Genomic DNA, 23,525 nt, shown 5'->3' on the forward strand with positions numbered 1-23,525 from the left:
CTCAGCCGGTCCACTCGATGAGGATCAAGCCCTGACGCGTGTCCGCGAACCGCACCCATCCGTCCCCGAACAGATAGGTCATCCCGTAGCCGTCTTCATCGAGTCCCATCGCGTATCGCGGATCCTCCGTGAAGTAGACGCCGTCGGAGCCGTCTTCCCGTTTCCAGCCCTCGCCGAGGAGACCGGCCTGAGCCTGTGCGGCATCCTCCGTGCTCAGGGCCGCCCAACCATAGAGCTGGCCGTGGTCGGACGCGACGCTGTAGTCGGCCCAGAAGCACAGCAGCCCGTCGGTCAACTTCTCGCCCCCGACGACGAACTCCTTCGGCTGTGCCGTCCATCCCATATCGGTGAACGCGGAGACCGTTCCCTCCGAGATCATGGACTCGCACGTGAGCTCCGCGGGACGCTCCGGCGCGCTCGAGCTCGCGGGCTCGGGCGTCGCAACGGGGCTAGGGGCGACGGCCTCTGCCGTGGGTGTGGGTGTGGCCGGCGGCTCCGCAGGTGCTCCGCACGCCGTCAGCGCCACCAGCAGCAACAGGACGCCGGCAGCGGCGGACATGTTGCGGGGGGTCATGTTGCGTCTCGTGATTCGGGTCAGTCGTGCAAGAGGGTCAGGAACTCTTCGTGGAGGGTGCCGTTGGTGGCGAGTGTCGAGCGCGCCGCTATCGTCTCGGCGCCGTCGATCGCTGTCATGCGTCCTCCGGCCTCCCGGACGATCGGCACCGCTGCGGCGATGTCGTACTCCTTGACGTCGAACTCGGCGACCATATCGATGCGCCCCTCGGCGAGAAGCATGTAGGAGTACACATCGCCATATGCGCGGTCGCGCCAGACGCGCGCCGCGACCCGGAGGAGAGTGTCGAGTCGTCCCGCGTCGGACCACTGCGCGATGCTCTGGAAGCTCACGCTGGCATCGTCGAGAGATGACACGGCGGAGACCTGGAGTCGGCGGGGCTCGCCGTCGGCGGCGGTCCAGGAGCCTTGGCCGTCGGCTGCCCACCAGCGTCTGCCGAGTGCCGGCATGCTGACGACACCGAGCTGGGGGACACCATCGATCGCGAGAGCGATCATCGTGCCCCACAGCGGAACGCCTCGGAGGAAATTGGCCGTGCCGTCGATGGGGTCGATGATCCACTGCCGGTGCGTCCCGCCTTGCGCGCCGAACTCCTCTCCGAAGATTCCGTCGTCGGGTCGTTCGGTCTCGAGGATGGCGCGGATCGCGCGCTCCGTGGCGAGGTCGGCATCGGTCACGTGCGACTTGTCGGCCTTGGTCGAGACCTCGAGGTCGGCGGCGTCGAACCGCGGGAGCGACTGGGCGTCGGCGGCGTCGGCGAGGCGGAGAGCGAGGAGGAGATCGCTGCGCAGGTCATCGGCGTGAGGGGAGGCGGTCACGCTCCCAGGATAGTCGGCGGAACAACGGGCGCTGAGGGCCGAACGGCCATGTTTCCGAGTGCGACGGGGACCGGCACGCCCGGGCCCGGCTCGATTTCGCATGGGGCCGGTCGGCTGGTAATGTAATTCCTCGGTCGGGGTTATCCCGGGCCACGCACCTCTAGCTCAATCGGCAGAGCAACTGACTCTTAATCAGTGGGTTCTCGGTTCAAGTCCGAGGGGGTGCACGGATCAGCCTCAGAAACTCTCGCCAGTTTCTGAGGCTTTTCTGCTTTCTGTTGGATGTGGGTGCGTTCGGCCGTTCCGGCGCCGCTCCCGACACCGCGATTCCGGGGACTCGCAGAGAATGCTGTTATATCGCGTAATGGGTCCTCTCCGGGGCCGTCTCTCACACGGGGACAACCGCGTCGCCGTCATCGAATACGCCGCTGTGAAGCAGCGCATCCGAGGCGGTGGGGCTTCGACAAGAAACTGGGGAACACCGTGTACAGAAGAGACCGACGCGCCCGCGCGCGCCGCACATCCATCACATTCGTCACTGCCGCTGCGGCAGCACTCATCGGTTCGATGGCGCTCGGGGGAGCGGGAACGGCTGTCGCTGCCGAATACGACCATCCTGCAGCGATAGATCCGGCATCGATCACGGTCACCACTGTGGACGGCGATGAAACGTTGGCGCAGTACGACCAGGTCCGCGTCGACGCCGACTGGTCGGTGCCGGACGGTTCGCTCGGCGGCGAAACGTTCGGGTTCACGCTCCCGAGCCAATTCGCACGCTCAGGCCTGAACTTCTCGGTCCCGGCGACCGATGACCCGAGCAGGACGATCGCGGAATGCGCCGTCAGCGCCGACGCGGCACCCGTGGTGACGTGCACGCTCACGGACTACGTGAACGGGCGCACCGACGTCAACGGTTCGCTGTGGTTCCTCGCCAGCGCGGACGAGCAGACCACGCAGACGACGCTGGAGTTCGTCGTCGACGGCCAGATCACCCGTGTCGAGACTCCCGGCGGTGGGATCGTGCCCCCGGCGTCGCCGCCGACGGACCCTCGGAAAGTCTCCTGGCAGACGGACGACGGCAACATCGCGTGGCAGCTCGATCTCCCGGGAGCGAAGTTCCCGGGAGCAGAGTCGATCATCATCGACGACGTGGTGACCGCACCGGGGGGCGAGTTCGCCGAACACCACAACGAAGACGGCAAGCTCGTGGTCTGGAGCACGGACGCCGACAACGGTGACTACCGGACGATCACGAACTGGACCGGCTCCTGGAACGAGGCGGGCACCGCGTTCCACCTGGAGATCCCCGGCGCGATCGACACGGCGCGGACATATTCCGTCAGTTACCTCACGGTACCGAGCTCGCAGGCCGACGGCACCTCGTTCAGCAACGTCGCCAACGTCAACGGAATCATCCTGCAGGACCGAGAGGTCTGGCAGGTCACCGGGGGCGGCGACGGAGACGGAACCGCGACCGGCGCATTCACCCTGACCAAGGCCGTCGCCGGCTCGGGAGCGATGGACGTGCCTGCTGGCGCCGAGTATACGGTCCGCTACAGCTACGGTGACCCGGCGGTGGAGAACACCGTCGCCGTGACCACAGGAGCGGCGACCGATCCTGTGCGCCTCCCCGCCGGCACCATCGTCACGCTCGAAGAGCTGACCCCGCCGGCCATCGACGGCATCGAGTGGGGCACGCCGGCGTTCTCGGGCAACGGAGTACGTGTGACTGCGGATGGCGGTGCACAGGTCACCGTCGGCGAGGGCTCGACGCTCGCGATCACCCTCACCAACACCGCGACCGAGAAGCCGCCGGTGGTCCCGCCGACCGTGCCTCCCACACCGGAGACTCCGGTGACACCGCCGACGGACGTGACGCCGCCGACGGAGCTGCCGCTGACCGGCGACTCGCTCGCCACGACCGGTGGCGATGTGCCCGCAGTCTTGCTCTGGAGTGCCGGTGGGGCGCTCGTTCTCGGTGTCGCACTCACCACGCTGGCTGCCGTGCGCGCTCGGCGCCGCGCGACGCAGGGCTGATCCACGCATCGGGGTCGACGCCGTCAGAGCACTCGCTTCGCGGTGTCGGCCCCGCCGTGTGCGCGGAGGTTTCGCGCACACGCAGAACGCGCTCGGGATCCGGGGAAACCCTCACGCCACGGCGATGACCGTGCCTCCGGTGATGAGGCGCAGCTGGTCGAACGTGAGCGGCATGACGGTGTGCGGGTGGCCGGCTGCGGCCCACAGCTCGTCATGGTCCTGGAGTGCGTCGTCGAGGAAGGTGCGCAGCGGTGTCGGGTGCCCGACCGGTGCGACGCCGCCGATGGCCTGGCCGGTGGCCGCGCGGACGACGGAAGCCGGTGCCATCGCCACGTCCCGTGCGCCGATGCTCGCCGTGAGCACGGCGAGCTCCGCGCGGCGGCCGCCGCTGGTCATGACGAGGACGGGCTCGCCGTCGGCGATGAACACCAGGCTGTTCGCGATCGCGGCGATGTCGCATCCGATCGCTGCTGCCGCCTCCGCCGCGGTACGAGCCGAGTCCGGCAGGACCCGGATGGAGGTATCGACGCCCGCGGCCTCGAGGTGCCGTTGCACGGCTCGGCTGCGTTCGGGAAGGGGAGTCTCTTCACTCATCGCCCCACGATATCCGAGCGTGGTGGTGCCGGATCGGGCGTCGATGACCGATCCGGCACGGAAGGGGTGGCTCAGGCGGCGTCACCCACGAGGATCGCTGCGGCATCCTCGGTCGTGGTGTCCTCGGGCTCGTCGTCGATGTGTGCGAGCACACGACGCCCGAGGAACACCGTCAGCGCCGCGAGGAGAACCGATGCCGCCGCGAACAGGTACGGAACGGTCGCGTTGAACGCGTGCCAGAGCAGCGCCGCGATCGGAGGAGCCATCGCACCGCCGAGGAATCGCACCGCGGAGTACGCGGACGATGCCACGGACCGGGGGAGATCCGTCGCCTCCATGACGGCCTCGGTGAGCACGGTGTTCATCACCCCGAGCAACAGCCCGCCGATGACGATGCAGACCACGAGGGCGGCTGCGCTCTCGACCACGAGCCCGGCGGCGACGAGATCGAGCGCGAGCAGCGGCAGCACCACGAGGATGATCCGCGTGCGCGGCATGCGCCGCATCAGCACCGGCGCCACCCAGACACTCGTGACCGCGAGAGCGACGCCCCAGCCGAAGAACGTGAATCCGATGCCCATGGCGCCGAAACCCAGGGGGAACGGCGAGAAGGCCAGCAGCACGAAGAACCCGATGTTGTAGAACAGGGCGGCGACCGCGAGGATCGCGAGGGCGGGGCGACGAAGAGCCGTGAACGGGGCGGAGAAGGGCACGGGGACCCGCTTCTCGCCCGGCCCGCGCAGGAGCACGAGCACCGCGACGAACGCGATTGCCATCAGCACGACGACGCCGAAGAAGGGGCCGCGCCAGCTCTGCTCGCCGAGGAGGCCGCCGAGCAGTGGCCCCACCGCGATGCCGAGGCCGAGCGCTGCTTCGTACAGGATGATCGCGGCGCTGCTCCCACCGGACGCGGCACCGACGATCGTTGCGAGCGCGGTCGAGATGAACAGCGCGTTGCCGAGTCCCCAGCCTGCGCGGAAGCCGATGACGGCATCGACGCTGCCGCTGAGCGCGCACAGGAGAGCGAATACGACGATGAGTGCGAGGCCGATGAGCAACGTGGCCTTGGCGCCGATGCGGCTCGAGATCCAGCTGGTCACCAGCATCGCGAGGCCGGTCACCAGGAGGTAGCTGGTGAAGAGCAGTTCGGTCTCCACCGGCGACGCCTGAAGCGACTCCGCGATCGCGGGGAGGATCGGATCGACGAGTCCGATTCCCATGAAGGCGACGACGCATGCGAAGGCGACGGCCCAGACCTGCGCCGGCTGTTTCCACACCGAGGGGGTGGCGGTGGTGTTCACCGAGATTCTCCTGTTCGTTCCGTAGTGGTGTGCGCAGCGAGGATCTCGGCCGCGCGTGTGAGCGTGGACCAGTCGTCGTCGCTCAGCGCGGCGAACCGGGGCGCGAGGGTCTCGCGGAACTCGGCGCGCCAGGCCGCGACGGCGGCAGCCCCCTGCGGGGTGATGTCGACGACGGTCGCTCGCGAGTCGTCCGGGTCGGGGGAGCGCCGCACGAGCCCGTCCTTCTCCAGCATGCCGAGGAGACGGGTCATGCCGGGTTGGGTGGTGCGCGCAGCGGCGGCCAGTTCGCCCACGCGCCGGGCGCCCTCCTGTTCGAGGAGGCTCAGCACCCGCCATTGCGCGGCGGGTGCATCGTTGCCGGCATCCTGCGCCGCGATGCGGCCCAGCGCGTAGCCGGAAAGCACCAGCGACGCGATTACGTCCGAACGATTCATACCAACAAGTATATACCGCACGGTATGTATATGTCGGCTAGCGTCGCGCGTTCGCTATCCGTGCAGAGAGTTGATGGGCGTGCGCGAGCAGAGTGCGACCGAGCTCCGCCATGCGATCCGGACCGAAGCGGAACTCGACGCCGGTCAGACTCAACGCCCACTCCGGGCGACCGGAGCGATCGAAGACCGCGGCGCCGATGCCCCAGCTGCCCTCGACGATCAGGCCGGGATTGACGGCGTACCCGCGCTCCTTGGTCTCAGCCAGTCGGGTGCGCAGTGCGCGCGGGCGGTGCGTGGGCCCCCACGCGCTTTCGAGGTCGGGATGCCGCTCCAGATACGTGTCCACATCATGGTCAGGCAGGAAAGCCAGGATGGCGAGTCCCGCGCTCGCGACACCGAGGGGGAACCTCACCCCCTCGCTCAGGACGAAGGAGCGGATGGGGAAGGAGCCTTCCTCCCGAAGCAGGCACACCGTCTCGTCGCCCCGACGCACGGAGAAGAACGCGCTCTCCTCGGTCTTGACCGCCAACGACCGGACGATGTCCCGTGCGAGGGCGGTGACGTCATAGCGCGCGGCGGCGACCGAGCCCATCAGGAACAGCTCGGGGCCGGGCATCCAGCGGGTGCTGTCCTCGTCGCGGTCGACGAGCCCCTCGAGCTTGAGCGCGCTGAGCAGGCGATGCGTGGTCGAGCGCGACAGCTCGGCGGCACGCGCGAGATCGTGCAGGTTGGCGCCCTCGGCCCCGGCGGCGGTCACCAGCCGGAGCAGGCGAGCCGCGCGAGCGACGGCCTGCGCGCCGGGGATGGAGTGCGCCATGGATTCCATATCGTGGACGCTACCTTCGGATCTGACCACATCGCAAGATCGGATCGCCAAGCCGGGGCGCGGAGAGCGGATGCTGGAGTGAGGCACGATTCGAAGGAGCAGACGTGATCGACAAGCAATGGGACTCGGCAGCGCGCGCCGTGTCCGACATTCCGGACGGAGCGTCGTTGGCGGTCGGCGGATTCGGGTTGTCCGGCAACCCGATCGCGCTCATCGAAGCCCTGCTGGCCCAGGGCACGAAAGACCTCAGCGTCGTGAGCAACAACTGCGGCGTAGACGACTGGGGACTCGGCGTGCTTCTCGCCGCGCAACGCATCCGCAAGATGACATCGTCGTACGTGGGGGAGAACAAGGAGTTCGAGCGCCAGTTCCTGAGTGGCGAGCTCGAGCTCGAGCTCACTCCCCAGGGGACCCTGGCCGAGAAGCTCCGGGCAGGGGGATCCGGGATCGCGGCCTTCTACACGCAGACGGGGGTGGGCACCCAGGTGGCAGAAGGCGGGCTGCCCCGCCGTTACAACGCGGACGGTACGATCGCCGTCGCCTCCCCGGTGAAAGACGTCCGTTCCTTCGATGTCGACGGCAACCCTGCGGACTTCGTGCTCGAGGAGGCGATCACCACGGACTTCTCGCTCGTGCACGCCGCCCGCGGCGATCGCCACGGGAACCTCGTCTTCAACAAGGCGGCACGCAACTTCAACCCGCTCGCCGCGATGGCCGGACGCATCTGCATCGCTCAGGTCGAACAGCTCGTGGAGCCGGGGGAGCTCGACCCGGACAGCATCCATCTTCCCGGTGTCTTCGTGCACCGCATCGTCGAGGTGGGCACCGACATCCCCAAGCGCATCGAGCGACGCACCGTCGCCGTGGAAGGAGCCTGAGATGGCACTCACGCGAGACCAGATGGCGGCGCGCGCGGCCGTCGAACTGCAGGACGGCTCCTACGTCAACCTGGGAATCGGCTTGCCGACGCTCGTTCCGAACCACGTGCCGAGCGACGTCACGGTGGTGCTCCAGTCCGAGAACGGCATCCTCGGCGTCGGACCCTACCCGCGGGAAGAGGCCGTGGACCCCGACCTGATCAACGCGGGCAAGGAGACGGTCACGACCCTTCCCGGCGCGGCGTTCTTCGACTCCGCCACCAGTTTCGGGATGATACGCGGCGGCAAGATCGATGCCGCGATCCTCGGCGCGATGCAGGTCTCCGTGCGCGGAGACCTGGCGAACTGGATGATCCCTGGCAAGATGGTGAAGGGCCCCGGCGGCGCCATGGACCTCGTGCACGGCGCCGCTCGCGTGATCGTCCTGATGGAGCACGTGGCCAGGGACGGATCGGCCAAGATCGTGGACGAGTGCTCGCTGCCTCTGACCGGTCGCGGGGTGGTCGACCGGATCATCACCGACCTGGCCGTGATCGACGTCACGCCAGAGGGGCTGACACTCGTCGAGACGGCCCCGGGAGTCAGCGTGGACGAGGTCATCGCCGCGACCGAGCCGCCGCTCACCATCCACCCGGATCTCCTCCACGAAAGGACCTCGCACCATGAATGACAACGACATCGTCATCGTCGCCGCCGCCCGCACACCGCAGGGGCGACTGAAGGGCCAGCTGGCGGCCTTCACTGCGCCTCAGCTCGGTTCCTTCGCCATCAGAGGCGCGCTGGAGCAGGGCGCCGTCGATCCGGGGGACGTCGACGCGGTGATCGTCGGACAAGTGCTGGCCGCCGGCTCGGGTCAGAACGCCGCGCGACAGGCGGCCATCGGGGCCGGCATCGGCTGGGACGTCCCGGCCCACTCCGTGAACAAGGTGTGTCTGTCGGGCTTGACCGCGATCATCGACGCTGCCCGGATGATCCGCACCGGCGACGCGGACGTCGTCGTCGCCGCGGGGATGGAGTCGATGACGCGGGCCCCGCACATGCTGATGGGATCCCGCGACGGCTGGGCATACGGCAGCGTCGAAGTGCTCGATCACATGGCGTACGACGGTCTGACCGACGCCTACGACCGGGAGAGCATGGGAGCGTCCACGGAACGCCACAACGCGCGTTACGAGCTCACTCGGGGGGCGCAGGACCGCGTCGCCGCGCTGTCGCACCAACGCGCGGCCGCCGCGCAGGAAGCAGGTGTGTTCGAGGCCGAGATCGTCACCGTCGACGTGCCCCAGCGCCGGGGCGAGCCGGTACGCGTGACGAAGGACGAGGGGGTGCGCCCCGACACGACGGTCGAGACTCTCGGCGGTCTGCGCGCGGCCTTCGCGGAGGGCGGATCGATCACCGCGGGAAACTCATCCCAGATCTCCGACGGCGCATCTGCGGTGGTCGTCACCACACGGCGCACGGCCGGGGCCAAGGGCTGGTCGGTGCTCGCCTCCGTCGGCGCCAGCGGCCAGACGGCCGGCCCGGACAATTCCCTGCAGGCGCAGCCGGCACGCGCGATCGAGCGCGCGTGCGAGAAACAGGGGATCGCCCCCTCGGAGCTCGACCTCGTGGAGATCAACGAGGCGTTCGGCGCGGTGGTGGCCCGCTCGCAGGTCGAGCTCGGGCTGGACGAGGGCATCGTGAACATCCACGGCGGAGGGATCGCGATCGGACACCCCATCGGTGCATCCGGCAACCGACTCGTGGTGCACGCCGTTCACGAGCTCGTGCGTCGCGGTGGCGGAACCGCAGCCGTCGGCCTGTGCGGCGGCGGCGGTCAGGGCGAGGCGCTGATCCTCACGCGATGAACGATGCGCTCGGGGCGCGCGGTGTCAGTGCCGTGCGTCCTTGGCGTGGTCCTGCGTGTCGGCGAGGGCCTTCTGCGAACGGAACTGGAGTCGCTGGGCCTTCTTCGCCTTCTTGACCGACTGCGGTGAGTCTGCATCGACGAGCACACCGCGTCGTTCGCGGTTCATGTCGATCACGGCGCCGACCGCGAGCGCCATCGTGATGCCCCAGCTCAGCCAGGACAGCAGGGAGCGCCAGGTGATCGGCTGCTCGCGGGTGCCGCGTAGCAGCGAGACCCCTGCAGAGATCGCAGCGACGAGTCCGGTGCTGAAGAGGTAGCGCATGCCCCCACGCTACCTTCCCGCGCCCCAGCTCGTCCCGAGCCTTGACAACCCCTCCCTGATCCTGTCAGGGGGGTATGTCGTGAATGACAGGCGGAGCGTCCGCCGATCGGGCGTCCCGGAGTAGAACGAGACTCCGGGGACGTACGCGACATCGTTGGCAAGAGCGGGTGCGAGCGACTCGGCGGCATCCACCCGCTCAGGCAGCCGAGCCCAGACGAACATTCCGCCGTCGGGGCGATTCCAGCTGCTGCCGCTCGGCAGCGCGGCGGGCAGGGCTTCGAGCATCGCGTCGCGACGGGCAGCATAGGCGTCGCGGATGCGCTCGAGCGCGGGCTCGCCGCGACCCGAGAGGAGGTAGTGGGCGGCCGCGGCCTGGTCGATGGTGGAGGTGTGGAGGTCGGCGGCCTGCTTCGCGATCGTGACGGCGGGGCGGATATCCACCGTCGTGCGGATCCATCCGATGCGCAGCCCGGGCGCGATCACCTTCGAGAAGCTGCCGAGACTGATGACGTGCTCCGGTGCCAGCGCAGCCAAAGAGGGGAGGGGCTCGCCGGAGTACCGCAGCTGGCGGTAGGGCTCGTCCTCGATGATGCGGAATCCCCGTCGTTGTGCGACCGCGGCGATGCCGTAGCGTGCCTCGAGCCCGTGGGTGCGGCCGGTGGGGTTCTGGAAAGTGGGCACCGTGTAGAGGAACTTCGGGCGGTGTTCGGCGGCCAGCCGGTCGAGCGCTTCGAGATCCAGCTCGTCCCCGTCGTAGGGAACGCCGATGACACGCGCTCCGGCCAGCGCGAAGGTCTGCAGCGCCGCGAGGTAGCACGGCTCCTCGACCAGGATCGTGTCGCCGGGATCGAGGAGCGTCGTCGAGATCAGGCCGAGCCCCTGCTGCGAACCGGTCGTGATGATGAGGTCGGATGCCGCTGTGGGCAACCCGTCCTCCGAGTACCGCCGGGCGACTTCCTCACGGAGTCGAGCGTCGCCCTCGGATGTCGAGTACTGCAGCACACCGGGGGAGTCGAGGACCGCGTCGAACGCCGCCCGGATGCCGGCGACGTCGAAGAGCTCGGGTGCGGGAAGGCCACCCGCGAACGAGATGACCTCTGGGCGCGCGGTCAGCGCAAGAAGGTCGCGCACCGGGGAGGTCTTCGCGGTGCCCGCGCGTTGCGAACGCGGAGGCAGGGAGAGTGCGGTGGCAGCGGCATGCGGGGCGGTGGTCAACGGAGGACTTCCTCGGAGGAGTGAGGTGCGGGACTGCAGTGCGGCGGTGTCGCCCAGAATAGACCCGTCTCGAACGTTGCTCGTCGTGGTCCCCTCCCGGCCGGTTCCCGGGCGCATCCGCTATCCTGGGCTCGTCGCGGCTCGCCGCGGCCGCAATAACCGTGTATCTACCGGCCGTCGGCATCCCGGCGGACAGCGGCGGCACCCGACATCGCGTCTTCGACGCGCGAGAGCCATGACACGCGAATCAGCACCCCCACAGATCATCGAGCCGAGCCCGAGCCTTCTGCGTCTCGCCGGACTTCCCTACTTCCTCATCGCCTTCATCGCGCGGCTTCCGTTCGCCATGATGGTCGTCGGCGTCCTGACGGTCGTCGTCTCGGCGCGTGGCTCGCTCTCGCTGGGCGGGCTCACGTCGGCGGCCGTCGGCCTCGGGACGGCGTGCTTCGGTCCCCTTCTCGGTGCTGGCGCCGACCGGTTCGGCCAGCGGGTGGTCCTGGTCGTGCTCGCGCTGGCCAACGGCGCGATGCTCCTGCTCTTCACCTTCGTGGTCTACGGGGATGCCGCAGACGGCTTCGTGCTGCTGGCGGCGGTCGGCATCGGCGCCACGGCACCGCAGGTCGCTCCCCTCTCACGTTCGCGTCTGGTCACGATCATCGCCGATCGGATGCCGGAGGCGCGTCGCGCCAAGACGGTGTCCGGGACGATGGCGTACGAGTCCGCGGCCGATGAGACCGTGTTCGTCTTCGGTCCCTTCCTGGTCGGCATCCTGGCGTCCGCGTTCGCACCCTGGGCTCCGCTGGTGGGCGCTGCCGTGCTCACCGTCGTCTTCGTCGGTGCTTTCGCGTTGCACCCCAGCGGACGTCACGTCTCGCAGGATCGCGACGCCGATGGGCGGGCGCCGTCCGCGGTCTCGGAACTGTTCCGGCCACAGCTGCTCATCGTCGTCCTCGGCATCCTCGGCGTGGGAATCTTCTTCGGGACGATGCTCACGTCGCTGACATCGTTCATGGCGGACCGCGGTGCGCCCGAGCAGGCCGGTCTGCTCTACGGAGTGATGGGTGTCGGGTCGGCGGTGCTCGCGTTGGGTGTCGCGTGGCTTCCTCCGTCGTTCTCGATGCGCGCACGCTGGCTCGTCTTCGCCGGCATCCTGCTCGCCGGAACGCTCTTGCTCGGCTTCGTCGACTCCCCGGGCACCATGATGCTGGCGCTGGCGATCATGGGAATCGGCATCGGCCCCACCCTGGTCACCCAGTACAGCTTCGGAGCCGCCCGAAGCCCGCGCGGTCGCTCAGCGACGGTCATGACGATGCTGGGCTCCGGCGTGGTGGTCGGGCAGTCGATCGGCGCCGCCGTGGCCGGCGAGATCGCCGAGAACGTCGGAACGTCCGCCGCACTCCTGCTGCCGATGATCGCGGCGTTCATCGCCTTCGGAGCAGGCGTGGCGAACTGGGCTCTCAGCAGTGAGAGGCGCCCCCGTTCGTCGGTGACGGCCTGACCTCCGGCAACGGTATTCCGCGATCCTGGGTAGGTTTGATTCCATCGCTGATGTGAGGAGTCCTCTTTGACCGCCGCAGATTTCGTCGTCGTCGCCAATCGCCTCCCGGTCGACCGGGTGGAGGGCCCTGACGGCGAGGAAGTCTGGCGCACGTCTCCCGGTGGGCTCGTGGCCGCTCTCGAGCCTATGATGCGCAACGTGCACGGTGCGTGGGTGGGCTGGGCGGGGCAGGCGGATGTCGAGCTGGCGCCGTTCGAAGCCGGTGGCATCGAATTGGTTCCCGTCGCGCTGAGCGCGCAGGAGGTCGCGGAGTACTACGAGGGCTTCGCGAACGACACGATCTGGCCGCTGTACCACGACGTGATCGCGCCGCCGCAGTACCACCGCGAGTGGTGGGATGCGTACGTCCGGGTCAACCGCCGGTTCGCCGAGGCCGCGGCTGCCGCCGTGGCGAAAGAAGGCACCGTCTGGGTGCACGACTACCAGCTGCAGCTCGTCCCGCAGATGCTGCGCGAACTGCGGCCGGACGTGACGATCGGCTACTTCCATCACATCCCGTTCCCGGCTCACGGCCTCTACGCCCAGCTGCCATGGCGCGATCAGGTGCTGCGCGGGCTGCTCGGTGCCGATGTCATCGGCTTCCAGCGGGCTCAGGACGCCACTTACTTCCTGACGGCAGTGCGCCGCAGGCTTCGCTACGAGGTCAAGGGGCCCCACGTCTCGGTCCCGGAGGGCGAGGGGTCGCGCACCGCGCTGGCACGGGCGTTCCCGATCTCGATCGACACGACGCCGTACATCGAGCTCGCAGCGCGCGAGGACGTCCGTGCGCGCGCCGCCGAGATCCGCGCGAGCCTCGGAAACCCCAAGCGCATCCTGCTCGGCGTCGACCGGCTCGACTACACCAAGGGCATCCGCCACCGCATCAAGGCCTACGGGGAGCTGCTCGCGGAGGGACGGCTCAACGTCGAAGACGTCACTCTCGTCCAGGTCGCGAGCCCCAGCCGGGAGCGCGTCGACGCCTACGTGCACCTGCGTGACGAGATCGAGCTCGCGGTCAGCCGCATCAACGGTGACACCGACACGATGGGCCACTCCGCCATCCGATACCTGCACCAGGGCTATCCGCGCGAGGAGATGGTCGCGCTCTACCTGGCCGCCGACGTGATGTTGGTCACGGCTCTGCGCGACGGAATGAACCTCGTCGCCAAAGAGTACGTCGCCACGCGCGTCGACGATCGCGGCGTCCTCGTGCTCAGCGAGTTCACCGGTGCGGCGGACGAGCTGCGGCAGGCGGTGCGGGTCAACCCGCACGACATCGAAGGGCTCAAGGACGCGATCATGACGGCGGTGGAGATGCCCCCCGCCGAGCAGGGGCGGCGCATGAGGTCGCTGCGTCGTCGCGTGCTGGACAACGACGTGAACGCCTGGTCCTCCTCGTTCCTCGCCGCCCTGTCCGAGGTGCGCGGACGCTGAGCATCCGCGGGGCCGCGATACTGGGAACGAACCCCCTGCGATTGGAGAACCCGTGACGCGCCCCTGGATCCCCGGAACCGCCGACGACGATCTGAGTGCCCTGGCGGCGACGCCTCGCCTGGTCGTGGCACTCGACTTCGACGGCACCGCCTCACCGCTGGTGCCCGACCCGATGGCTGCGCGCGCACTTCCCGAGGTCGCCCTCCAGGTGGAGCGCCTCGCGTCGCTTCCCGACACCGTCGTGGCCTACGTCTCCGGACGCAGCATGCACGACCTGCGTGTGATCACCGAACACACCGACGACTCCGCGATCGCGCTGGCGGGCTCGCACGGCGCGCAGTACTGGTTCCCCGGGGAGGGAGACCCCGAGATCGCGGGCGACGTCACCGAGGACGGCTCGCGTGAAGAGCTGTGGGCGGCCGCGAAGCCGATCATCGAGCGCTATGAGGGTGCCGAGTTCGAACCGAAGACCTTCGGCATGGGTGTGCACACCCGCCGCGCGGACCCTGCGACCGAGGAGCGCGTCTTCGCCGAGATCGACGCTCTCGTCGCCGAGCGATTCCCGCACTGGCGCCGTCGAGCCGGACACCGCGTGCTGGAGTTCTCCTCGCGCGCGGAGGGTAAGGATGCGGCGATGGCCGCGCTCCGGGAGCGCTTCGACGCCACCGGAATCTTGTTCGCCGGCGACGATGTCACGGACGAGGACGCGATGCGCGTGCTCGGGCCCGGTGACCTCGGAGTGCGTGTCGGTCCGGGCGAGAGCGCCGCGGCGCTTCGTGTGGACACTCCACAACAGATCGCCGCGCTTCTGGAGGCGCTGGCGGACGAACGTACCTCCGGGCAGCAATAGACTTCCGTCATGTCCTCGCATGATCCCTCCAATAGCGCGCCCATCGACATCAAGCCCCGCAGCCGCGTCGTCACCGACGGCATCGAGGCCACGACCTCCCGAGGCATGCTCCGTGCCGTCGGGATGGGGGACGCCGACTGGGACAAACCGCAGATCGGCATCGCGTCCAGCTGGAACGAGATCACGCCCTGCAACCTGAGCCTCGACCGGCTCGCGCAGGGCGCCAAGGAGGGCGTGCACTCGGGCGGCGGCTACCCGCTGCAGTTCGGAACGATCTCCGTGTCGGACGGCATCTCCATGGGCCACGAGGGGATGCACTTCTCGCTGGTGTCGCGTGAGGTCATCGCCGACTCCGTCGAGACCGTGATGATGGCCGAGCGCCTCGACGGCTCCGTCCTGCTCGCCGGCTGCGACAAGTCGATCCCGGGCATGCTCATGGCGAGCGCCCGCCTCGACCTCTCGAGCGTGTTCCTGTACGCCGGCTCGATCGCGCCGGGTTGGGTCAAGCTCTCCGACGGCACCGAGAAGGACGTCACGATCATCGACTCGTTCGAGGCGGTCGGCGCGTGCCGTGCCGGTCTCATGAGCGAAGAGGACCTCAAGCGCATCGAGTGCGCGATCGCCCCGGGTGAGGGTGCCTGTGGCGGTATGTACACCGCCAACACGATGGCATCCGTCGCCGAGGCGCTCGGCCTCAGCCTCCCGGGGTCGGCCGCGCCGCCCGCTGCGGACCGTCGCCGCGACTACTTCGCGCACCGTTCGGGCGAGGCCGTCGTGAACCTGCTTCGTCAGGGGATCACGACGCGCGACATCCTCACCAAGGAGGCGTTCGAGAATGCGATCGCGCTGGCGATGGCACTCGGCGGCTCCACCAACGTCGTGCTCCACCTGCTGGCGATCGCCCGCGAGGCCGACGTCGAGCTGAGCCTGCACGATTTCAACCGCATCGGCGACAAGGTTCCCCACGTCGCCGACATGAAGCCGTTCGGCAAGTACGTCATGAACGACGTCGACCGTCACGGCGGCATCCCCGTGATCATGAAGGCGATGCTCGACGAGGGTCTCCTGCACGGTGATGCACTCACCGTCACGGGCAAGACGCTCGCCGAGAACCTCGCCGACCTCGACCCGCAGCCGATCGACGGCGAGGTCATCCACACGTTCGACAACCCCATCCACGCGACGGGCGGACTCACGATCCTGCACGGCTCGCTCGCTCCCGAGGGTGCCGTCGTGAAGACGGCCGGCTTCGATGCCGCGGTGTTCGAGGGGCCCGCCCGGGTATTCGAGCGCGAGCGCGCCGCCATGGACGCCGTCGCCGAGGGCGAGATCGAGCCCGGTACCGTCATCGTCATCCGCTACGAAGGCCCCAAGGGCGGACCGGGGATGCGCGAGATGCTCGCCATCACGGCGGCCATCAAGGGCGCGGGGCTCGGAAAAGATGTACTACTCTTGACTGACGGACGATTCTCAGGCGGCACAACCGGCCTGTGCATCGGCCACATAGCACCCGAAGCGGTGGACGCAGGTCCTATCGCCTTCGTGCGCGATGGTGATCTGATACGGGTCGATATCGCAGCTCGCTCTCTCGATCTACTCGTCGATGACGCAGAGCTCGCCTCCCGCCGTTCCGGCTGGGAGCCGCTTCCCCCGCGCTACACCCGAGGCGTTCTTGCCAAGTACTCGCGCCTCGTGCGGTCCGCCGCCGAGGGAGCGACCACCGGCTGACCCGGCCGCCCGGCGTCCGGTGTCCTCCACAGATCATCAGAAGGAAAGTCATGACTGCTGACTCCGCCCCGGCTGTGCCGAGGCCGCCCGCCCGTCAATCCTCTGCTCCGGAGATCACCGGCGCCGAGGCCGTCGTCCGCTCGCTCGAGCTGCTCGGTGTCACCGATGTCTTCGGTCTTCCCGGAGGCGCGATCCTCCCGGTGTACGACCCGCTGATGGATGCCGAGGACCTGCGGCACATCCTGGTGCGGCACGAGCAGGGAGCCGGGCACGCGGCCGAGGGCTACGCCTCGGCTTCGGGCAAGGTGGGCGTGTGCATCGCGACCTCCGGCCCCGGTGCCACGAACCTCGTCACCGCGATCGCCGACGCCTACATGGACTCGGTGCCGATGCTGGCCATCACCGGCCAGGTGTTCTCGACGCTGATGGGAACCGATGCGTTCCAGGAAGCCGACATCGTGGGCATCACGATGCCGATCACCAAGCACTCGTTCCTGGTGAAGGACGCTGCCGACATCCCGGGCGCGATCGCCGCGGCCTACGAGATCGCCGGCACCGGTCGTCCCGGTCCCGTGCTGGTCGACATCACGAAGGATGCGCAGCAGGCGACGGCGCCGTTCGTGTGGCCGCCCAAGATCGATCTCCCCGGCTACCGACCGGTGACCAAGGCGCACGGCAAGCAGATCCAGGCCGCAGCGACCCTGCTCGCGGAGGCCAAGAAGCCGGTGCTGTACGTCGGTGGCGGCGTGATCCGCGGCAAGGCGTCGGCGGAGCTCCTCGAACTCGCGGAGTCCACTGGTGCGCCCGTGGTCACCACGCTGATGGCTCGCGGCGCGTTCCCCGACTCCCACCCGCAGCACCTCGGGATGCCCGGCATGCACGGCACCGTTCCCGCCGTGCTGGCGCTCCAGGAGGCCGACCTCCTCGTCTCCCTCGGCGCGCGGTTCGACGACCGCGTGACAGGCAAGGCGGCGCTCTTCGCCCCGAACGCCAAGGTGGTGCACGTCGACATCGACCCCGCGGAGATCTCGAAGATCCGCACCGCGGATGTGCCGATCGTGGGCGACGTCCGCGACGTGCTGACCGACCTGGATGCCGCGTTCCGCGGCGCGACGGCAAGCGCGAAGCCCGACATCGAGGAGTGGTGGTCGTACCTCGATGGCCTCCGCACCGAGTTCCCGCTCGGCTACGCGCCGACGACCGACGGGCTCCTCGCCCCGCAGTACGTGATCCAGCGCATCGGCGAGCTCACGGGCCCCGAGGGCATCTACGCCTCCGGCGTCGGCCAGCACCAGATGTGGGCGGCGCAGTTCATCAAGTACGAGCGCCCCAACGCCTGGCTGAACTCCGGCGGTGCCGGCACCATGGGCTACTCGGTGCCCGCGGCGATGGGCGCGAAGGTCGCAGAGCCCGAGCGTCACGTCTGGGCGATCGACGGCGACGGATGCTTCCAGATGACCAATCAGGAGCTCGCGACCTGCGCGATCAACAACATCCCGATCAAGGTCGCGATCATCAACAACTCCTCGCTGGGCATGGTGCGCCAGTGGCAGACGCTGTTCTACGACGGCCGCCACTCGAACACCGACCTCAACACCGGGCACGGCACTGTTCGCATCCCCGACTTCGTGAAGCTCGCCGAGGCCTACGGGTGCCTGGCGATCCGCGTGGAGAAGGAGGAAGAGGTGGATGCCGCCATTCAGCTCGCGCTCGAGACGAACGACCGCCCCGTGGTCATCGACTTCGTCGTCAGCGCCGACTCCATGGTGTGGCCGATGGTCCCGCAGGGAGTCAGCAACAGCTATGTCCAGTACGCCCGCGAGCACGCGCCCGCCTTCGACGAGGAGGACTGATCCATGTCGACCCACGTGCTGAGCCTGCTGGTGGAGAACACCCCCGGCCTCCTCACCCGCGTCGCAGGGCTGTTCGCCCGTCGCGGCTTCAACATCGACTCCCTCGCCGTCGGCGTGACCGAGGTGCCGGGGATCTCCCGGATCACGGTCGTCGTCGACGTCGACGAGCTGCCGCTCGAGCAGGTCACGAAGCAGCTCAACAAGCTGATCAACGTGATCAAGATCGTCGAGCTCGACTTCTCGACCTCGGTCCAGCGCGAGCACATGCTCGTGAAGGTCCGCACCGACAACACCACGCGCTCGAACGTGATCGAGGTGGTGAACCTCTTCCGCGCATCCGTGGTGGACTACGCCTCGGACGCGCTCGTGATCGAGGTGACCGGCGACAAGGGCAAGGTCGACGCGATGCTCCGTGCACTGGAGCCCTTCGGCATCAAGGAGATCGCGCAGTCGGGTCTCCTCGCCATCGGGCGCGGCGGCAAGAGCATCACCGAGCGCGTCCTGCGCGGCTGACCGACCCGAGTACCCACTTTTCGCCGCTCATCGAGCACGCGAAGCCAGACGAAACGCAAAGAACAAGGAGAAACACACCGTGAGCACCGAGATCTTCTACGACGCCGACGCAGACCTGTCCCTGATCCAGGGCAAGAAGGTCGCGATCGTCGGCTACGGCTCGCAGGGCCACGCCCACGCGCAGAACCTGCGCGACTCGGGCGTCGAGGTCGCCATCGCGCTGAAGGAGGGCTCCAAGTCCGCCGAGAAGGCCGAAGAGGCCGGCTTCCCCGTGAAGACCGTCGCCGAGGCCACCGAGTGGGCCGACGTGATCATGATCCTCGCGCCGGACCAGCACCAGCGCATCATCTACAGCGAGTCCATCGCGCCGAACCTCACGGCCGGCAAGACCCTCGCCTTCGCGCACGGCTTCAACATCCGCTTCGGCTACATCGACGCACCCGAGGGTGTCGACGTGATCCTGGTCGCCCCGAAGGCGCCGGGCCACACCGTTCGCCGTGAGTTCGTCGCCGGCCGTGGCATCCCGGACATCATCGCTGTCGAGCGCGACGCATCGGGTCACGCCTGGGACCTCGCCCTCTCGTACGCGAAGGCCATCGGCGGCACCCGCGCCGGCGTCATCAAGACGACCTTCACGGAAGAGACCGAGACCGACCTGTTCGGCGAGCAGGCCGTGCTCTGCGGTGGCGTGAGCCACCTGGTGCAGGCCGGCTTCGAGACGCTGACCGAGGCGGGCTACCAGCCGCAGATCGCGTACTTCGAGGTGCTGCACGAGCTCAAGCTCATCGTCGACCTGATGTGGGAGGGCGGCATCGCCAAGCAGCGCTGGTCGATCTCCGACACCGCCGAGTTCGGCGACTACGTCTCGGGCCCGCGCGTCATCGACGAGCGCGTCAAGGAGAGCATGCAGGGCGTGCTGGCAGACATCCAGTCGGGCGCCTTCGCGAAGCGCTTCATCGACGACCAGGACAACGGCGCGGAGGAATTCCTCGCGCTGCGTGCCAAGGAGGAGCAGCACCCGATCGAGGTCACCGGCAAGGAGCTGCGTTCGCTCTTCGCCTGGAAGCAGCAGGACGAGGACTACGTCGACGGCAGCGCCGCGCGCTGACTTGAGACCAGACGAAAGAACGGGCGTCCCCTCGGGGGCGCCCGTTCTTTCGTTGCTATCCCGGCGGGTCAGGGTCGGGTGAGTTCCGCTAGGATCTCGATCACGTGACGGTACGGGCGACCGGTGGCCCTGGTCATGCCGATCTCGCACGTCCGGTTCGCCGAGACGAACGCATCGAAGCCGCCGCGCTCGCCCTCGGCCGCCGCGATCTCGGCCGATTCCTGCGCCGTCGCACTGGCGGTGAGTTCCGGATGCAGCATCCCGCGGTCGCCGGCGAAGGCGCAGCATCCCCAGCCCTCGGGGATGAACACGTCGTCCGCGACGGCGTCCGCGATCGCGGTCAGAGCTCCGGTCGCGCCGAGGGCGGTCGTCGAGCACGTCGGGTGTACGGCAATCGTCGGGAGCTTCGCAGACACGGTCAGCCGCGGCAGCACCTCACGGGCGACGTAGGTCGTGGCATCCTCGATCCGGAGCCCCGCGTACTTCGGGTTGTTAGACACGGACTGCGCGAGCATCACATCGAGCCCCTCGGTGCACGAAGCCGCGTCGCACACCACGGGAAGCTCTCCCTGCCGGCTGGCCTCCCAGAGGGAATCCAGCACCCGGTCTGACATGAGGCGGTAGCCGTCCAGGTGGCCCTTCGACTTCCAGGGCGTGCCGCAGCAGAGGCCGCCATTCTCCTCCGGGATCACCACAGGGATTCCGGCGCGGTCCAGCAGCTCGCGCAGCGCGTCCCTCGATCCCTGACCTTCGGCCTCCGCGCCGAACATCGTGCCGATGCACGCGCCGAAGAACACGGCCCGTGCGTCGCTCGGGGATTCGGGCCGCGGAGGCTTCGACCCGCCGCGGGGGAGTCCACCGTCGTAGAGAGGAAGTGTGTCGGCGCCCAGCACCGCCCGTCCCACCTGGGTCACACCGCGGACCAGCGGCGCCGGGAGCGCGTCGGCGACCGTGAGGGCGACGCCACCGGCACGGGTGACCGTGCTCCAGTGTTTCGCGGCGGTTCCCCACAGGGCGCCCTCGAGCGCGTTCGACTGCTCCGCCCGCAGTCGCCGCACCAGGTCACCGGTGTTGATGTCCACCGGGCACGCCACGCCGCACATGCCGTCGACGGCGCAGGTCTGCACGCCGTCGTAGTCGTAGTCCTTCTGCAGGTCGCGCAGCAGCTCGGTATCGCCCTGCTCTTCGGCCCAGGCCATGTCGCGGCGGATCACGATGCGCTGGCGCGGGGTGAGCGTGATGCTCTTGCTCGGGCACGTCGGCTCGCAGTATCCGCACTCGACGCAGCGGTCGACCTCGTTCTCGACCGTGGGGACCCGCTTGAGGTCGTGCAGGTACGAGTCGGGGTCGTCCGAGAGCACGACGCCCGGATTGAGGATGCCGTCGGCGTCGAGCAGCCGCTTGATCTCCCACATCATGTCCGTCAGCTCGTCGCCGTACTGGCGGCGGACGAACGGTGCCATGATGCGACCGGTTCCGTGCTCGGCCTTCAGTGACCCCTGCTGGGACAGCACCAGGTCGACCAGGTCGTCCGTGAACCGACGGTAGCGGGCGACGCTGTCGGCGTCGTCGAAGCGCTCGTTGAGAAGGAAGTGGACGTTGCCGTCCTTCGCATGCCCGAAGATGACCGAGCCCTCGTAGCCATGCGCGGCGAACAGCTCGATCAGACGCTCGCAGGTCGCGAGCAGACGGGGGACAGGGACGACGATGTCTTCGAGAAGAGCCGTCGTGCCGGAGGGGCGGGCTCCGGCCACAGCGGTGTAGAGGCCCTTGCGCACGTGCCACAGCGCGGCACGTTCGCCCGCATCCGTCGTGAGACGGGGCGCCACGGCCAGCGGCAGCTCCTCGAAATGCACCTGGGCGGCGGCACTCGCCTCCGTGAGGGACGCGGCATCGGACGCGTGGACTTCGACGAGGAGGGCCGCATGCCCCTGCACGTCGATCTCCGCGATGGCCGCCGGAACATCGCTCAGCCCCTGTGCGACGCGGAGCGATGCCGCATCCATCAGCTCGATCGTCGCGAGGCCGAGACGTGTCAGATCGGGGAGCGCGGTCATGGCCGCGGACAGGGTCTCGAAGACCAACAGCCCGGTCGCGATCGCCGGACGCACCTCGATCGTGCGGAACCGTGCCTCGGCGACGAACGCGAGAGTGCCCTCGGAGCCGATGATGAGGTGCTCGAGGATGCGCACCGGATCGTCGAAGTCGAGCAGGGCGTTGAGGCCGTAGCCCATGGTGTTCTTCATCGAGAACTGCTGCCGGAGGAAGGCGACGTGCTCCGGCGAGGCGAGGAGCCGTGCGCGCAGGCTCAGGAGCCCGTCGGCGATCGCCGGTTCCGCGGCGCGCAGCAGCTCGTTCGCGTCGGAGCGTCCGGTGTCGAGGATCGTTCCGCTCGGGAGCACGATCGTCATCGATTCGATGGTCTGGTACGAGTTCTCGGTGATGCCGCAGGCCATGCCGCTGGAGTTGTTGGCCACGACCCCGCCGATCGTGCAGGCGATCTCACTCGCCGGGTCGGGGCCGAGTTTGCGGCGGTGGCGTGTCAGACGGGTGTTGACCTGGCGGACCGTTGCTCCGGGACCGACGCGGACGAATGCGCCGTCGTCCTCCACGCGGATGTCGCGGAAGTGGCTGCGTGTGTCGACGAGGATGTCGCCGCTGACGCTCTGCCCCGAGAGGCTCGTCCCGCCGGAACGGAAGGTCATCGTGCGTCCCGCGGCCCGCACCGCGCCGAATGCGCGGGCGACGCCCTCGGCATCCGCGGGGGAGAGCACCGCATCCGGGATCAGCAGGTAGTGGGAGGCGTCGTGTGCGCGGGCGAACCGGTCGATGGACCGGGAGTGCACCTCGGTCGTGGGGCCCAGCAGCGCGGGGTCCAGCGGTTCGGCGATCGTGGTCGGCACGGTGCTCCTCTGCTCCGTCGAAAGATTGTCTGACAAGTGTACCGACGCTGGAGCGTTTCGTTAGACTGACCGGATGACCACGACCACGACCTTGGACGCGCCGCTCGGCATCGTCGGCGTGGTCGACGCCGTCACCTCTCAGCTGCGCGGACGCATCCTCAGCGGGGAGATCCGCTCCGGTGCGCCGCTCACGGAAGCGGCCGTCTCGCAGACGTTCGGTGTGGCCAGGCCGAGCGCGAAAGCGGCGATCGAACAGCTCGTCGCGACCGGACTCCTGGTTCGCACCGCTCATCGAAGTGCGCGCGTCGTCGGGATCGATGCCGATACCGTGCGCGACGTCTATCGCACGAGGGTGAGGATGGAGAGTGCGGCGCTGCGGGAGCTCGCTGCGACCGGGACGGTTCCCGATGCCGCCCGCGACGCCAACGCTGAGATCCTCGCGCTGCCGGGCGGCCCCGACCCGGCGACCGTCGATCCCGATCTGCGCTTCCACACCGCACTCATCGACGCGCTCCAGAGCGAGCGGACCGGTCGGATGTACCGCAGCGTCCTCGACGAGGTGCGACTGTGCATGGCGCAGGTGCAGGGCCGTCGCCTGCTCGACGCCGCGGTGATCGCTGCTCAGCACACCGATATCCTCGACGCGGTCGAGTCCGGGGAGGGCGAGCGTGCGGCCGCCCTTCTCGACGCACATCTCTCGTCAGCCGAGGAGAGGCTCGTCGAAGCACTCGACGCCGACTAGAGAGTGCCG

General features: G+C 68.7%; 21 protein-coding genes and 1 tRNA gene. 13 read left to right on the top strand and 9 right to left on the bottom strand.

Annotated elements, in window-relative coordinates; genetic code table 11:
* Position 1: 1 nt before the first annotated feature.
* Positions 2-574: a hypothetical protein gene (locus tag ACFC14_RS13355; RefSeq protein ID WP_376105290.1), complete on the bottom strand. Its 573-nt coding sequence runs from the start codon at positions 572-574 to the stop codon at positions 2-4.
* A gap of 20 nt (positions 575-594) precedes the next feature.
* Entirely contained in the window at positions 595-1,392 is a 798-nt protein-coding gene (locus tag ACFC14_RS13360; RefSeq protein WP_376105293.1) for an inositol monophosphatase family protein, read from the bottom strand.
* 154 nt (positions 1,393-1,546) lie between these two features.
* Between ACFC14_RS13360 and ACFC14_RS13365 the strand changes: the two genes are divergently transcribed.
* Both ACFC14_RS13365 and ACFC14_RS13370 read left to right on the top strand, forming a co-directional pair.
* Positions 1,547-1,619, top strand: a tRNA-Lys gene (locus ACFC14_RS13365).
* Between the two features lie 256 nt (positions 1,620-1,875).
* Positions 1,876-3,429 (top strand): Ig-like domain-containing protein, encoded by a 1,554-nt coding sequence (locus ACFC14_RS13370; RefSeq protein ID WP_376105295.1) that lies wholly within the window; start codon positions 1,876-1,878, stop codon positions 3,427-3,429.
* Positions 3,430-3,540: 111 nt separating this feature from the next.
* On the opposite strand, the gene ACFC14_RS13375 is transcribed toward ACFC14_RS13370, so the two are convergent.
* From ACFC14_RS13375 to ACFC14_RS13390, 4 genes are all read right to left on the bottom strand, one after another.
* On the bottom strand, positions 3,541-4,023 hold the full coding sequence (locus tag ACFC14_RS13375) for a YbaK/EbsC family protein (protein WP_376105298.1): 483 nt from the start codon (positions 4,021-4,023) through the stop codon (positions 3,541-3,543).
* Between the two features lie 71 nt (positions 4,024-4,094).
* Positions 4,095-5,324, bottom strand: coding sequence for an MFS transporter (locus ACFC14_RS13380; RefSeq protein ID WP_376105301.1), 1,230 nt, complete (start codon positions 5,322-5,324; stop codon positions 4,095-4,097).
* Positions 5,321-5,758 carry a MarR family winged helix-turn-helix transcriptional regulator gene (locus ACFC14_RS13385; protein ID WP_376105304.1) on the bottom strand — a complete coding sequence of 146 codons (438 nt, stop codon included), beginning with the start codon at positions 5,756-5,758 and terminating at the stop codon, positions 5,321-5,323. Before ACFC14_RS13385 ends, ACFC14_RS13380 begins: the two co-directional genes overlap by 4 nt.
* A gap of 37 nt (positions 5,759-5,795) precedes the next feature.
* Positions 5,796-6,584 (bottom strand): IclR family transcriptional regulator, encoded by a 789-nt coding sequence (locus ACFC14_RS13390; RefSeq protein WP_376105307.1) that lies wholly within the window; start codon positions 6,582-6,584, stop codon positions 5,796-5,798.
* Between the two features lie 104 nt (positions 6,585-6,688).
* Here ACFC14_RS13390 and ACFC14_RS13395 point away from each other — a divergent pair, with 104 nt between their 5' ends.
* Genes ACFC14_RS13395 through ACFC14_RS13405 form a run of 3 tightly spaced genes read left to right on the top strand, consistent with a single transcriptional unit; the run spans position 6,689 to position 9,309 of the window.
* Positions 6,689-7,462 (top strand): CoA transferase subunit A, encoded by a 774-nt coding sequence (locus ACFC14_RS13395; RefSeq protein WP_376105310.1) that lies wholly within the window; start codon positions 6,689-6,691, stop codon positions 7,460-7,462.
* A 1-nt stretch (position 7,463) separates the two neighbouring features.
* A complete protein-coding gene (locus ACFC14_RS13400) occupies positions 7,464-8,132 on the top strand; it encodes a CoA transferase subunit B (RefSeq protein ID WP_376105313.1) in 669 nt (222 codons plus the stop codon).
* Complete coding sequence (locus ACFC14_RS13405; protein ID WP_376105315.1) at positions 8,125-9,309, top strand: acetyl-CoA C-acetyltransferase; 1,185 nt, start codon at positions 8,125-8,127, stop codon at positions 9,307-9,309. The genes ACFC14_RS13400 and ACFC14_RS13405 overlap by 8 nt, the downstream gene beginning before the upstream one ends.
* A 24-nt stretch (positions 9,310-9,333) precedes the next feature.
* On the opposite strand, the gene ACFC14_RS13410 is transcribed toward ACFC14_RS13405, so the two are convergent.
* Together ACFC14_RS13410 and ACFC14_RS13415 are read right to left on the bottom strand one after the other, a co-directional pair.
* On the bottom strand, positions 9,334-9,633 hold the full coding sequence (locus ACFC14_RS13410; protein ID WP_029263584.1) for a hypothetical protein: 300 nt from the start codon (positions 9,631-9,633) through the stop codon (positions 9,334-9,336).
* 9 nt (positions 9,634-9,642) lie between these two features.
* A complete protein-coding gene (locus ACFC14_RS13415; RefSeq protein WP_376105318.1) occupies positions 9,643-10,848 on the bottom strand; it encodes a PLP-dependent aminotransferase family protein in 1,206 nt (401 codons plus the stop codon).
* 235 nt (positions 10,849-11,083) lie between these two features.
* On the opposite strand from ACFC14_RS13415, the gene ACFC14_RS13420 reads away from it, so the two are divergent.
* The 7 genes from ACFC14_RS13420 (at position 11,084) to ilvC (ending at position 19,871) form a co-directional block, all read left to right on the top strand.
* Positions 11,084-12,346: an MFS transporter gene (locus tag ACFC14_RS13420; protein WP_376105320.1), complete on the top strand. Its 1,263-nt coding sequence runs from the start codon at positions 11,084-11,086 to the stop codon at positions 12,344-12,346.
* A 66-nt stretch (positions 12,347-12,412) separates the two neighbouring features.
* The gene (locus ACFC14_RS13425; protein WP_376105323.1) at positions 12,413-13,819 is read left to right on the top strand and encodes a trehalose-6-phosphate synthase; all 1,407 of its coding nucleotides are present in this window, start codon (positions 12,413-12,415) and stop codon (positions 13,817-13,819) included.
* Positions 13,820-13,871: 52 nt separating this feature from the next.
* Positions 13,872-14,669 (top strand): trehalose-phosphatase, encoded by a 798-nt coding sequence (gene otsB, locus ACFC14_RS13430; protein ID WP_376105326.1) that lies wholly within the window; start codon positions 13,872-13,874, stop codon positions 14,667-14,669.
* Between the two features lie 9 nt (positions 14,670-14,678).
* Positions 14,679-16,397 carry a dihydroxy-acid dehydratase gene (ilvD, locus tag ACFC14_RS13435; protein ID WP_091027444.1) on the top strand — a complete coding sequence of 573 codons (1,719 nt, stop codon included), beginning with the start codon at positions 14,679-14,681 and terminating at the stop codon, positions 16,395-16,397.
* A 50-nt stretch (positions 16,398-16,447) separates the two neighbouring features.
* Positions 16,448-18,250 carry an acetolactate synthase large subunit gene (locus ACFC14_RS13440; RefSeq protein WP_376105330.1) on the top strand — a complete coding sequence of 601 codons (1,803 nt, stop codon included), beginning with the start codon at positions 16,448-16,450 and terminating at the stop codon, positions 18,248-18,250.
* Between the two features lie 3 nt (positions 18,251-18,253).
* Positions 18,254-18,763 carry an acetolactate synthase small subunit gene (gene ilvN, locus ACFC14_RS13445; protein ID WP_376105332.1) on the top strand — a complete coding sequence of 170 codons (510 nt, stop codon included), beginning with the start codon at positions 18,254-18,256 and terminating at the stop codon, positions 18,761-18,763.
* Positions 18,663-19,871, top strand: coding sequence for a ketol-acid reductoisomerase (gene ilvC / locus ACFC14_RS13450; RefSeq protein WP_376105335.1), 1,209 nt, complete (start codon positions 18,663-18,665; stop codon positions 19,869-19,871). Before ilvN ends, ilvC begins: the two co-directional genes overlap by 101 nt.
* A 68-nt stretch (positions 19,872-19,939) precedes the next feature.
* Here the strand turns inward: ilvC and ACFC14_RS13455 are convergent, their stop codons facing one another.
* The gene (locus ACFC14_RS13455) at positions 19,940-22,774 is read right to left on the bottom strand and encodes an FAD-binding and (Fe-S)-binding domain-containing protein (protein ID WP_376105337.1); all 2,835 of its coding nucleotides are present in this window, start codon (positions 22,772-22,774) and stop codon (positions 19,940-19,942) included.
* Positions 22,775-22,847: 73 nt separating this feature from the next.
* Here ACFC14_RS13455 and ACFC14_RS13460 point away from each other — a divergent pair, with 73 nt between their 5' ends.
* Positions 22,848-23,516, top strand: a complete 669-nt coding sequence (locus tag ACFC14_RS13460; RefSeq protein ID WP_376105340.1) for a GntR family transcriptional regulator — start codon at positions 22,848-22,850, stop codon at positions 23,514-23,516.
* Positions 23,517-23,525 lie beyond the last annotated feature (9 nt).

Source organism: Microbacterium sp. NPDC055988 (assembly GCF_042269505.1).
Lineage (GTDB): Bacteria > Actinomycetota > Actinomycetes > Actinomycetales > Microbacteriaceae > Microbacterium.